The organism is Streptomyces sp. McG3, from assembly GCF_018619185.1.
GTDB lineage: Bacteria > Actinomycetota > Actinomycetes > Streptomycetales > Streptomycetaceae > Streptomyces.
Map to the genome: position 1 here is coordinate 1 of NZ_JAAXYC010000254.1, position 12,029 is coordinate 12,029.

The 12,029-nt window shown below is 74.5% G+C and carries 12 protein-coding genes; 7 read left to right on the plus strand and 5 right to left on the minus strand.

Features of this window, described 5'->3' with window-relative positions; translation table 11 throughout:
• Positions 1 to 70: 70 nt before the first annotated feature.
• Together HET64_RS29655 and HET64_RS29660 are read right to left on the minus strand one after the other, a co-directional pair.
• Entirely contained in the window at positions 71 to 886 is an 816-nt protein-coding gene (locus tag HET64_RS29655) for a TIGR03084 family metal-binding protein (RefSeq protein ID WP_215110232.1), read from the minus strand.
• Positions 887 to 1,049: 163 nt separating this feature from the next.
• On the minus strand, positions 1,050 to 1,604 hold the full coding sequence (locus HET64_RS29660) for a DinB family protein (RefSeq protein ID WP_215110233.1): 555 nt from the start codon (positions 1,602 to 1,604) through the stop codon (positions 1,050 to 1,052).
• A gap of 317 nt (positions 1,605 to 1,921) precedes the next feature.
• On the opposite strand from HET64_RS29660, the gene HET64_RS29665 reads away from it, so the two are divergent.
• A complete protein-coding gene (locus HET64_RS29665; protein ID WP_251146060.1) occupies positions 1,922 to 2,134 on the plus strand; it encodes a hypothetical protein in 213 nt (70 codons plus the stop codon).
• A 19-nt stretch (positions 2,135 to 2,153) separates the two neighbouring features.
• Here HET64_RS29665 and HET64_RS29670 read toward each other — a convergent pair whose 3' ends face one another.
• Positions 2,154 to 2,777, minus strand: a complete 624-nt coding sequence (locus tag HET64_RS29670) for a TetR family transcriptional regulator (RefSeq protein WP_215110234.1) — start codon at positions 2,775 to 2,777, stop codon at positions 2,154 to 2,156.
• Positions 2,778 to 2,867: 90 nt separating this feature from the next.
• Between HET64_RS29670 and HET64_RS29675 the strand changes: the two genes are divergently transcribed.
• The gene (locus HET64_RS29675; protein ID WP_215110235.1) at positions 2,868 to 3,824 is read left to right on the plus strand and encodes an oxidoreductase; all 957 of its coding nucleotides are present in this window, start codon (positions 2,868 to 2,870) and stop codon (positions 3,822 to 3,824) included.
• Between the two features lie 53 nt (positions 3,825 to 3,877).
• Here the strand turns inward: HET64_RS29675 and HET64_RS29680 are convergent, their stop codons facing one another.
• Positions 3,878 to 4,837: a DMT family transporter gene (locus HET64_RS29680; RefSeq protein WP_215110236.1), complete on the minus strand. Its 960-nt coding sequence runs from the start codon at positions 4,835 to 4,837 to the stop codon at positions 3,878 to 3,880.
• Between the two features lie 172 nt (positions 4,838 to 5,009).
• On the opposite strand from HET64_RS29680, the gene HET64_RS29685 reads away from it, so the two are divergent.
• Positions 5,010 to 5,900 carry a LysR family transcriptional regulator gene (locus HET64_RS29685; protein WP_215110237.1) on the plus strand — a complete coding sequence of 297 codons (891 nt, stop codon included), beginning with the start codon at positions 5,010 to 5,012 and terminating at the stop codon, positions 5,898 to 5,900.
• 18 nt (positions 5,901 to 5,918) lie between these two features.
• Here HET64_RS29685 and HET64_RS29690 read toward each other — a convergent pair whose 3' ends face one another.
• Positions 5,919 to 8,792 carry an FAD-binding and (Fe-S)-binding domain-containing protein gene (locus HET64_RS29690; protein ID WP_215110238.1) on the minus strand — a complete coding sequence of 958 codons (2,874 nt, stop codon included), beginning with the start codon at positions 8,790 to 8,792 and terminating at the stop codon, positions 5,919 to 5,921.
• Between the two features lie 291 nt (positions 8,793 to 9,083).
• On the opposite strand from HET64_RS29690, the gene HET64_RS29695 reads away from it, so the two are divergent.
• The 4 genes from HET64_RS29695 to HET64_RS29710 all read left to right on the plus strand — a co-directional run.
• The gene (locus HET64_RS29695) at positions 9,084 to 10,625 is read left to right on the plus strand and encodes a sensor histidine kinase KdpD (protein ID WP_215110239.1); all 1,542 of its coding nucleotides are present in this window, start codon (positions 9,084 to 9,086) and stop codon (positions 10,623 to 10,625) included.
• Positions 10,622 to 11,041, plus strand: a complete 420-nt coding sequence (locus tag HET64_RS29700; RefSeq protein ID WP_030709614.1) for a roadblock/LC7 domain-containing protein — start codon at positions 10,622 to 10,624, stop codon at positions 11,039 to 11,041. Before HET64_RS29695 ends, HET64_RS29700 begins: the two co-directional genes overlap by 4 nt.
• A complete protein-coding gene (locus HET64_RS29705; protein WP_003967208.1) occupies positions 11,038 to 11,409 on the plus strand; it encodes a DUF742 domain-containing protein in 372 nt (123 codons plus the stop codon). Before HET64_RS29700 ends, HET64_RS29705 begins: the two co-directional genes overlap by 4 nt.
• Positions 11,390 to 12,029: ATP/GTP-binding protein (locus HET64_RS29710; protein WP_215110240.1), on the plus strand; the 640-nt coding region annotated here is incomplete at its 3' end. The genes HET64_RS29705 and HET64_RS29710, both read left to right, overlap by 20 nt.

Below are 12,029 nucleotides of genomic sequence, written 5' to 3' on the forward strand. Positions count from 1 at the left end.
GGGAGGGGGGCGGGGGCGGGGGGGGCGTTCACCGGTGGCCGTCCCGGCCGGCCGTCGGGGGCGGTGCCGTTCACCGGTGGCCGTCCTGGCCGTCCCGCTCCGCGCGGGGCGGGCGGCCGGGTCCGGGAGGTCCGGCGAAAGCCTGGGCGATGCCGAGCCACTGGTCGGCTTCGCGGCCCTCGGCGGTGACGGCGAGGTCGGACCGGTGGGCGCGCTGGGTGACCAGGAGACAGAAGTCGAGGAGCGGGCCGGTGATCCGCTGGGCGGCCCCCTCCGGTCCGTACGCGACCATCTCGCCGGCCGGGGAGTGGAGTTCGACGCGGAACTCCTCTTCGGGTGCGGTGATCCCGCGTACTCCGTAGGCGTAGTTCCGGGCCCGGACGCCGATCCGCGCCACGTGCCGGAGCCGGGTGGTGGGGGTCCGGGTCACCCCGAGGGCGTCGGCGATGTCCTGGCCGTGCGCCCAGGTCTCCATGAGCCGGGCGGTCGCCATGGACGCGATGCTCATCGGCGGCCCGTACCAGGGGATCCGGGTGCCGGCCGGGGCGTCCCTCATGACCTTGTCGAGCCGCTGCCGCCCCTCACGCCACCGGGCGAGCAGGGCGTCCGGATCATGGGCGGCGACCAGGGCTTCGGCGGCCTCGTCGACAAAGGTCTCGGGCGCGGCGAGGGCCTTGACCACCTCGTCCCCGAACCGGTCCGGCTCGGTGGCCGCCAGCAGCGCGACCTCGTCGGTCCAGCTGAGGTGGGCGATGTGGTGGGCGACGGTCCACCGCTCGGCCGGGGTCGGCCCGCGCCACCCGGGCTCGTCCAAGACGCCTACCAGGGCGTCGAGTTCGTCGCTCTCTTCGCGCAGATCGTCGATCACGGCTACGACAGCGGACACGTGCGCTCCCCTCGGGACCGGGTGTGGTGCCCAGGAGCATGGCAGCGCTCCAGGAAACAATCAAGCACGCTTGCATGATTTTCTGCCCGGGGTATGCGGGGTGACGCGCAGCCCGTCACCCCGGCCGCACGTCACCCCCGCCGCACGTCACCCCGGCCGCACGTCACTCGCCGCCCATGGCCGCCTTCGCCATCCGCTCGGTGGTGCTGGCCCCGTCGAGGGTCTCCCGCACGATGTCGGCATGACCGCTGTGATGGGCGACCTCGCGGAACACGTGCAGCAGGACGTGCCGCACGGTCCAGACGACGGGTTGCGGCGGTGACCAGGGGTAGCGCGGCAGCGTGACCGCCCGGTCGAGATCGGGCTCCTCGCGGACCGTACGGTCGAACGCCTCCGCCGCGGCGTGGAACGCGTCGAGGTGGGCGGCGAGGGTCTCGTCGTCGGTCATCCGGTTGCCGTCCGGGTCGAGGTCGGCCCAGCCGACCTCGGGGGCGGCGGTCCCGTCGATCACGGAGAGCCAGCTCCGCTGGGTCGCCGCGAGGTGCTTCACGAGTCCGCCGAGGGTCAGCTCGCTGACCGTCGACCGGGCGCGGGCCTGCTCGTCGGTGAGTCCGGCGACGGTGTAGAGGAAGTTGGTGCGCTGGTCGGCGACCATGGCCAGCAGGTCGTGGCGTTCGCCGGTGCCCGGGTGACTGCCGGTCGGTGTGGTCGGTTTCATGGCGGGGCCTCCTGGCGGACCGGCGCGGGACTGGATCCGGCGACTGTAGGCTCCGCCGCCGTACGGACGGGGGCATTCCGGCGGCGGCGCGGCGGTGGTCCGTGTCAGCCTCCGTCGATGAGTGCCGAACCGCGCGCGGTGACCGTCCGGTTCGACGCCGGCAAACGGGTCCTGGAGCCCCGTGACGACGCGGAGGGCTCGCACTACGTCTTTCCCGACGACCGCTCCGGGGATCCCGGTACGCCTCGGGCCGCACTGCCCCTGGCGGAGGCGGTGCACGCGCGCAGCAGGCCGGCCGGCACGAGTACTGCTTCCCGGTGTCCGCGACGGGCGAGATCGGCCCACCGGAGACGCTGGACAACTACGGCGGCACCCCGGTCCGGGTGCCCGTGGCGCGTCTGCCCGCCACCCCGTTGTGGCCCCGGCGGCTGTCCTGGCGCATCGAGCACCGGCACCGGACGGGATGGCCCGGGCGCCCCGCCGAACCGGCCGGCTCCATCACCGAACCGCACCGGCCGTGCAGTTGGTGAGGGGCGCGCCGAGAGGCCCCTAGCCGGCGTCCAGCGCCGGGGCGAGGAAGGCGAAGGCACGGTCGGTGAGCGCGGCCGGGTCCTCGACCCCGTCGCTGTCGCTCCAGCGCCGCAGCACGGTGTCGAACGCCGCGAGCGCGGCCCCGGCGGCGAGGCGCGGGGAGAGGTCCGTCTCCGGGTCGAGCCCGAGGCGGCGGGCCGTCTCCACGGCGAGGTCGTCGCGCCACTGGGCCTGGTGCTCCAGGAAGCGGGCGCGCAGGGCGGGTGTGCGCAGGATCAACTGGACGACCCGGAGGGCCCGGCCGGAGTGCTCGGCGCCGTCGGCGCAGGCCGCCATGGCGACCCAGACGGCGTGGCGCAGGGCCGCGGAGGGGGGTTCGGCCTCGGGGCGGGCGGCCAGTTCGGCGCGCATGCCCGTTCCCATGTCGGCCAGGAACTGGACCACCACGTCCTCCTTGGACGCGAAGTACCGGAAGAACGTCCGCTTGGAGACACCGGCGGCGGCGGCGATCGCGTCGACCGTGACCGCGTCGAACCCTTCCCGGGCCATCAACTGGAGCGCCGATTCGGTCAGTTCGTCCGTGACGAGTTGACGTTTGCGCTGGGCCATGGTCACTGCGGGGCGGGTACTCACGCCCACCATCGTAGCTTCATGCCATCTTTGACACCTGGTACCTTCTTGGCACACAGTATCTCCTTGACACCGAGTGCCACACACGACAGCGTATGCCGCATGACGACACAGGACGGTAAGCAGAAGAAGCCGCACTGGACCGCCGGGCAGATCCCCGACCAGGCCGGCCGGGTCTCCGTGGTCACCGGGGCCAACAGCGGCCTGGGCCTGGCGACCGCCCGGGCCCTGGCGCGCCGGGGCGGGCACGTGGTCCTCGCCGTGCGCGACGAGGAGAAGGGGCGCCGGGCCGCCGCCGCCATCACCGCCGACCGGCCGGGGGCCTCGCTGGAGGTGCGCCGCCTGGACCTGGCCGACCTCGACTCCGTACGGGCGTTCTCGGACGGCCTGCACAGCGACCACGCGCGGCTGGACACGCTCGTCAACAACGCCGGGGTGATGGCGCCGCCCCGCACGGTCGGCGCGCAGGGACACGAGCTGCAGTTCGCCTGCAACCACCTCGGTCACTTCGCGCTCACCGGGCTGCTGCTCGACCTGCTGGCGGCCGGGCGACGGGACCCGCGCGTCGTCACGGTGACCTCGGTCAACCACCGTAGGGCGCACCTGCGTTTCGACGACCTGAACGGCGAGCGCGACTACCGGCCGATGACCTTCTACGACCGGTCGAAGCTCGCCAACGCCGTCTTCGGGCATGAGCTGCACCGGCGGCTGACCGCGTCCGGCAGCCCGGTCCGGAGCCTGCTGGCGCACCCGGGCTACACGGCCACCAACCTGCAGACGAGCGGGCCGACCGGCCTGGTGAAGCTGCTGTTCGGCCGTGTTCTGCGGCCCCTGGCCCAGCACCCCGGCGCGGGTGCCCTCCCGCAGCTGTACGCGGCGACCGCCCCGGAGGCGCGGGGCGGCGACCTCATCGGCCCGGACGGCGCCGGGGAGCTGCGCGGCGGACCGACCCGGGTGACCCTCGCCCCGGCGGCCGTCGACGCCCCGACCGGGCGGCGGCTGTGGGAGGTGTCGGAGCGGCTGACCGATGTCCGCTTCCCGTTCCCGGCGGGCGGGTGACGGGGCCCTGCCCGCCGGCGGTCGAGGGCCCGGCCGGGCCCCCGCGCCGCGGCTCACCCCTCGCGGCGCGGCCCCGTGCGGCTGCGCACCGCGCCGACGCTGGCCCCGATGACCAGGGCGATGGCGAGGGCGTCCGTGGTGGAGAGGGCCTGGCCCAGGATCAGGAAGCCCGCGCCCGCGGCGATGGCCGGCTCCAGGCTCATCATCACGGCGAACGTCGGCGCGGGCAGCCGGCGCAGCGCCATCAGCTCCAGGGTGTACGGGAGGACCGAGCTGAGGAGGGCCACCGCCGCGCCGAGCGCCAGGGTGGACGGGACCGTGAGCTTCGCGCCGGACTCGATGATGCCCAGCGGCAGTGAGAGGACCGCGGCGACCACCATCGCCAGCGCCAGCCCGTCCGCCTGCGGGAAGCGGCGGCCGGTGCGGGCGCTGAACACGATGTACGCCGCCCACATCGCCCCGGCCCCCAGGGCGTACGCCGCACCGACCGGGTCGAGGCGGTCGAGGCCGCCGCCGCCCAGCAGGACGACGCCGGCGAGGGCGAGGCCCGCCCACACGAGGTTGATCAGGCGGCGCGAGGCGAACACCGAGAGGGCCAGCGGGCCGAGTACCTCCAGGGTGACGGCGATGCCGAGCGGGATCCGGTCCAGCGCCTGGTAGAAGAGCGTGTTCATGCCGCCCATGGCGACGCCGAAGGCGAGCACCGTGCCCCAGTCGGCACGCGAGTGGCCGCGCAGCTTCGGGCGGCAGATCACCAGCAGGATCAGTGCGGCGGCCGCCAGCCGCAGGGTGACGACGCCCAGCGCGCCCGCCTTCGGCATCAGGAGCGCCGCGACGGCCGAGCCGAACTGGACGGACAGGCCGCCGGCGACCACCAGCACGATCGGCGTCAGCGCCGCCCGGCGCTCGGCCCCGGTCCGCCCTGCGGGCGCGGCGCCTTCGAGGGCCGTCACCGCTTCGGGGAGGGCGACGGCTGCGGCGGCCGGTTCGGCGGCGCTGCGCTGGTCGTTCACGGGGGACCTTCCGAGGGAACGGGGACGAGACGGCTCAGTACACGACTCGGTACACTGTAATGGACTGCACGGTACGACATGACGCACTGTCCCGCCGTCGGCTTCCCTTCACCGTAGGGACACCCGCGCGTTCCGTGAAATACCGATCAAGCTCCCGTTATGCTCCCCACGCATGAACGAAGCGCTCCCCACCGGCCGCCCCGTGGAACTCCGGCACCTGCGGGCCTTCCTCGCGGTCGCCGACGAGCTGAACATCACGCGTGCCGCCGCCCGCCTCCGGCTCACCCAGCCCGCCGTGTCCCGGACCCTCGCGGCGCTGGAGCGGCACCTGGGGGTCCGGCTCGTCGACCGTTCCACCCACCACCTCGCCCTGACCTCCGACGGCGTCGCCTTCCGTGACAAGGCCGCCGCCGCGGTCGCCGCCTTCGACGAGGCCCTCGACCCCGGCCGGTTGCGCACCTGGCCGCTGCGGCTCGGCCACGCCTGGTCCGCGTTCGGGCCGTACACCACGCCGCTGCTGCGGGCCTGGCAGGAGCGCCACCCGGGGACCCCGCTGGAACTGCTCCGGATCGACGACCGCACCGCCGGCCTGACCCGGGGCGAGGTCGACGCGGCGCTGCTGCGGGGGCCCGTGGACGCGCCGGGTCTCGTCGCCGAGGTGCTGTTCACCGAGGTCCGGGTGGCGGCGGTGACCGCGGACGGGCCGCTCGCGGGGCGGGCCTCGCTCGCCCTCGCCGACCTCGCGGAGGGCCCCGTCGTCCTGAACACCGTCTCCGGCACCACCACCGCCGGTCTGTGGCCGCCGCACGCCCGGCCGGCCACCACCGTCACCGTCGGGAACACCGACGACTGGCTCACCGCCATCGCCGCCGGCCGCGGCAGCGGGGTCTCCACCGCCTCGACCGCGACCCTGCACCCGCACACGGGGGTCGCCTACGTCCCGCTCGACGACGCCCCGGGCGTCCCGGTCCTCCTCGCCCGCCGCGACGCCCCCGGCCACCCCGCCCTGCCGGAGCTGGCCGCGCTGGCCCGCGAGATCGTCGCCCGGGGCGCGACGCACTGAGCCCCGGGCCGGGCGCCGCTACACGTCGTCCCCCGGCTCCTCCCGCGAGGCCCTCGTGGGGTCTTCCGCGGCCTCCTCGACGGCTTCCGCGACGACCTCCGCGAGGTGCCGGGCCCGCCGCCCGGCCAGCTGGTCGAGCTGCGTACGGCAGGAGAAGCCGTCCGCGAGGAGTTCCGTGCCGGGTTCCGCGTCCCGTACGGCGGGGAGCAGCCGCTCCTCCGCACAGGCGACGGACACCTCCCAGTGCCCCTTCTCGAAGCCGAAGTTCCCGGCGAGCCCGCAGCAGCCGCCGCTGAGTTCCCCGGTGAGGCCCATCCGTTCGCGCAGGCCGCGTTCCGCCGCGTCGCCGAGGACCGCGTGCTGGTGACAGTGCGTCTGGCCGGCGGCCGGGCGGTCCAGCCGGGGCGGGGTCCAGTCGGGGGCGTACTCCTCCAGGTATTGGGCGAACGTCTTCACGGAAGAGGCCAGTTCCGCGGCGCGCGGGTCGTCGGGGAGGAGTTCGGGCAGGTCGGTGCGGAGGGTCGCGGCGCAGCTCGGCTCCAGGACGACGAGCGGTTCGCCGGGCGAGAGGCCGAGCCGGTCCAGGGTGCGGCGCATCACCCGGCGGGCCGCGTCGAGCTGGCCCGTCGATACGTACGTGAGGCCGCAGCACAGGCCGGGGACGGGCGGCAGCACCGTACGCCCCGTCGCCTCCTCCAGGACCCGGACCGCCGCCCGGCCCACCTGCGGGGACAGATGCTCGGTGAAGGTGTCCGCCCAGAGGTGCACCACCCGGTTCGCGGAAAGGACGCGTGTGCCCTTGCCCTGACGTGCGCGCAGCCACCGGCTGTACGTCTGCGTCGCCAGCACCGGGAGCCCGCGCTCGGGCGCGATCCCGGCCAGCCGTTTCGCGAGCGCGGCCAGGGGGCGCAGCCGGGCCAGGGCGTTGAGCGGCCGGGCGAAGGGGGCGGCGAGGCGGAGCCAGCGCGGGAGGCGGCCCATGGCGTAGTGGGCGGCGGGGCGGAGCCGGCCCCGGTAGTGGTGGTGCAGGAACTCCGCCTTGTACGTGGCCATGTCGACGCCGACCGGGCAGTCGCTGCGGCAGCCCTTGCAGGAGAGGCACAGGTCGAGCGCGTCCCGGACCTCCTCGCTGCGCCAGCCGTCCGTGACGACCTCGCCCGCCAGCATCTCGTGAAGCAGCCGGGCCCGCCCCCGGGTGGAGTGGGCCTCCTCGCCGGTCGCCCGGAAGGACGGGCACATGACGCCCGCGCCGGTCGCCTCCGTCGTACGGCACTTGGCGACGCCGACGCAGCGGCGGACCGCGCCCGCGAAGTCCCCGCCATCCTGCGGGTAGCCGAACTCCACGTCCACCGGGCGTTTCGGGAGGACGGCGAAGCGGAGGTTCTCGTCGAGGCGGGCGGGGCGGGCGAGGATGCCGGGGTTCAGGCCGCCGTCCGGGTCCCACAGGTCCTTGAACCGGTGGAAGAGGGCGACGAGTTCGTCCCCGTACATCCGGGGCAGCAGTTCCGCGCGCGCCTGGCCGTCGCCGTGCTCGCCGCTGAGGGAGCCGCCGTGCGCGACGACGAGAGAGGCCGTCTCCTCGGAGAACCGGCGGAAGCGGGCCACCCCGTCCGTGCTGATCAGGTCGAAGTCGACACGGACATGGACGCAGCCGTCGCCGAAGTGGCCGTACGGGGTGCCGCGCAGGCCGTGTTCGGCGAGGAGGGCCCGGAAGTCGCGGAGGTACGCGCCGAGCCGGGCGGGCGGCACCGCGCAGTCCTCCCACCCGGGCCAGGCCTCGGCTCCGTCGGGCATCCGGGTCGCGGTTCCGGCGGCGTCCTCGCGGATCCGCCACAGGGCCCGCTGCCCGGCCGGGTCCGTGACGACCGTGCCGTCCACCGCACCGGCACCCCGCAGGACGTGTTCGGCGTGTGCCGTGGCCTCGGCCGGGGTGTCGCCGCCGGTCTCGACGAACAGCCAGGCGGCCCCGCGCGGCAGCCCGGCGGACGCGGTGACGAGGTCGGCGGCCATGCCCTCGACGGTGAGCGGCCGGTACGGGAGGAGGCCCGGGGCGGCGTCGGCGGCTTCGGACTCGTCGGCGTACCCGAGGACCGCCAGGGCGCGGGCGCGCGGGGCCTCGACCAGGCGGACGGTGGCCTCGGTGACGACACCGAGGGTGCCCTCGCTGCCGCAGAACGCCCGGACCGGGTCGGGGCCGCCGGGGTGTTCGGGGAGCAGGGCGTCGAGCGCGTATCCGGAGATGCGGCGCGGGAGACCGGGGTAGCCGGTGCGCAGGAGGGCGAGGTGGGCGGCGATCAGGGACGGAACGCCCTCGGGCCCTTCGGCCCCTCCCTGTTCCAGGCGCAGGGCCTCGCCCCCGTACCGGACGACCGACAGCTTCCGCACGTTGTCCGCCGTCGTGCCCCAGGCCACCGAGTGGGCGCCGCAGGAGTTGTTGCCGATCATCCCGCCGAGGGTGCAGCGGCTGTGGGTGGAGGGGTCGGGGCCGAAGGTCAGGCCGTGGGGTGCGGCGGCGGCCCGCAGGTCGTCCAGGATCACGCCGGGCTGGACGACGGCGGTGCGGGCGGCGGGGTCCAGGTCGAGGATCGCGCGCAGATGGCGGGTGAGGTCGAGGACGAGTCCGGTGCCGGTGGCCTGTCCGGCGATGGAGGTGCCGCCGCCGCGCGCCACCACCGGCACCCCGTGCTCCCGGCAGACGGCCAGGGCGGCGGCGATGTCGTCGGCGTCGCGCGGGGCGAGCACACCGAGCGGGACCCGGCGGTAGTTGGAGGCGTCCATCGTCGTCAGCGCCCGTGCGGCGGCCCCGAAGTCGCTCGTGCCGCGCACGGCGGAGCGGAGCGCCGCGACGAAAGCCGGGGGCATGTCGGTATGCGGTCGATGCTGTTCGGCCATGGTCTCAGCATGCCGTCGCGTCAGGTGAACTCTTGGGATGCGCCAGGATCAAAGCACGTAAGCAGTACAAAAAAGCCCACAAGATCTTCCCAAACAGACCGTCAAGTCTCCTATAGTGACCAAGACTTGCGCAGGAATTGGCAGCTCCAGTTGTGCATGATCGCCCATAACCGTGCCGAACTGTCCTGAATTCGACTAGTCGATTTCACCCGGTTCGCACTGCTGGAACCGCCTCGCACCGTCCCGCACCGCCTCATACCGTCCCGCACCGTCCGCCACCGAGGACTCCGATTGCGCCCCTCACACCGGCCCACCGCACTCGCCCTGCTGATCGCGGCAGCCGCAACCGGCACGCTGACCCTGTGGGGCGTCGCCGCGGCCCCCGACGCGGTACGGACCCCGCTGGCCTGGGGCGCGGGCGCAGCCGCCGTGCTGCTGAGCGTCTGCGTGGCCGTCGCCGTCCACACCCTGGGGACCGCGCGGACCCTGCGCGCCCTGCGGGCCGCCGACGCCCAGCGGTTCACCTCCGAGACGTCGCGCCTGGTCTCCGCCTCCGCCGTCGAGGCCCAGCGCTTCACCGCGGAGACCGCCCGGATCAAGGGCGCCGCCGCCGCCGAAACCGCCCGGGTCGCCGCCGACGCCCGCGCCGAGAACGAGCGGATCGCCGGGGCCGCCGCCGCCGAGCAGGGCCGGCTGGCCGTCTCCGTCGACCGGCTGACCGCCCGTGCAACCCGCGCCGAGACCGAGCGCTCCGCCGCCGTCGCCGCCTGTGCCAACGCGGCCGGGCGGATGCAGGCGCTGGCCACCAGCATGCTGGCCGACCTCCGGGAGATGGAGCACCGGCACTCCGACGAGTCCGTCCTCGGGGACCTGCTCCACCTGGACCACCGCACCGCCCAGGCGGGCCGCCTCGCCGACTCCATCGCCGTGCTGACCGGGGCCCGTTCCGGCCGGCGCTGGGCGAAGCCGATCGTCATGGAGTCGATCCTGCGCGGCGCGATGGGCCGGATCGGCAGCTACCAGCGGGTCCGCCTGCACTCCACCAGCGATGTCGCCATCGCCGGTCACGCGGCCGAGGGCGTCATGCACGCGCTCGCCGAACTCCTCGACAACGCTGCCAACTTCTCGCCGCCCACCGCCGAGGTCCACGTCTACGTGGAGGAGGTCCCGGCGGGCATCGTCATCACCGTCGAGGACAGCGGGCTCGTCATGAGCGAGGTGCAGCTGCGCCGCGCCGAGAAGGCCGTCTCCGCGGAGAACCAGGACCTCACCAACCTCTCCGGCACCCGCCTCGGGCTAGCCGTCGTCGGCCGGCTGGCCCGCAAGCACGGGCTGACCGTCTCCTTCCGGCCGTCCGCCCGGGGCGGCACCGGCGCGCTGATGATGCTCCCCCAGGACCTCATCTCCCGCTCGACCGCACCGACGCCGACGATCCCGGCCCCGGCCGTCGCGGCCCCGGCCGTCGCCGCCCCGGCCGCTCCCGCCGAGCCCGAGCCCTCGCACACCTCGGCCGCCGGAACGGACACCGCCGGCGCCGCCCCCGCGGCCCGGTCCCTTCCCGAGGACGACGCCTCCACGCCCCTGACCCCGGCGGCGGAGTCGGAGTCCGAGTCCACGGGCGCCGTGCCCGCGTTCGGCGAGAGCGGCCTGCCCAAGCGCCGCCGCGGCCGCACGCTGGCCGCCGCCGAGTCCCGTACCGGCAACGCCACCCCCGGCGGAGCCGACACCCCCCGGGCCCGCACCACCGACCCGAAGGTCCAGGCAGCGCGCTTCAGCACCTTCAGCAAGGCGGTACGGGCCAACTCCACGCACCCGGAAGGCAACACCCGATGACCGCGACCACCGACGAGAAGCTCAACTGGCTGCTGGAGGGGCTGCTCGACCGCACCCCCGGTACCCGCCACGCCCTCGTCCTGTCCCGCGACGGCCTCAAACTGTGCCGCACCCCCGAGCTCTCCGTCGACCAGGCCGACCAGCTGGCCGCGATCTCCGCCGGGATCCAGAGCCTCTCGCACGGCGCGTCCATCGAATTCGGCGACGGCACCGGCGGCGTACGGTCCGCGATGGCCGAGTTCTACGGCGGCGTGCTGTTCATCGTCGAGGCGGGAGCCGGGGCCCACCTGGCCGTCGTCGCCGACGAGGACTCCGACGTGGGCCTCGTCGGCCACAACATGAGCGAGCTCGTCGAGCAGCTCGGCGAACACCTCGTCGCGCCGCCGCGCGAACCCGCCGAGGCCCCGGCCGTATGACGACGGCACCCCGCCCCCGACCGGGCCGCGACGAGGATCCGGACCGGCTGTACACCCTCACCGGGGGACGCAGCCGCTCCGACTCCGCCGCGTTCGACCTGGTGACGCTCGTCGTCGCCGAGTGCGACCCGGCCCCCGGGATGCAGTCCGAGCACGTCGCGATCCTGCGGATGTGCCAGGGCCCCACCGCCGTCGTCGAGATAGCCGCGACCCTGAACCTGCCGGTCAGCATCGTCCGCATCATGCTGTGCGACCTGCTCGACACCGGCCGGATCAGCGCCCGCCACCCCCGTACAGCCCGTGTCGCGGACCGGCTCCCCGACCCCGACATCCTGGAACAGGTGCTCGTTGGACTCCGCAACCTCTGACCGCGCCGCCCTGAGCGCGACGGCCGACAACGGATTGAAGATCGTTGTCGTCGGCGGCTTCGGGGTCGGCAAGACCACCATGGTCCGATCCGTGAGCGAGATCCGTCCGCTCAACACGGAGGAGACCATGACCCGCGCGGGCGAGGCCGTCGACCACCTCGACGGCATCCAGGCCAAGTCGTCCACCACCGTGGCGTTCGACTTCGGCCGGATCACGCTCGACGCCCGCTCCGTGCTGTACCTCTTCGGCGCGCCCGGACAGGAACGCTTCTGGTTCCTGTGGGACCGGCTGTTCTCCGGCACGCTCGGCGCGGTCGTCCTCGTCGACACCCGGCGGCTCGCCGACTCCTGGTACGCCATCGACCGCCTGGAGCACCACGGCACACCGTTCATCGTGGCGTGCAACGACTTCGGCGGGCCGCTCCACAGCGAGCAGCAGATCCGTGAGGCCCTGGACCTCTCGGAGGACGTACCGCTGGTGGAGTGCGACGCGCGCGACCGCTCGTCCAGCAAGTACGTGCTCATCACGCTCGTCGAACACCTCGCCGCGCTCTCTGCCGCCCGCCTCCGCGCCCCCGAGGCGGCCCTGGCGGCGGCAGAGAGCGCGGCGAGGTGTTCGA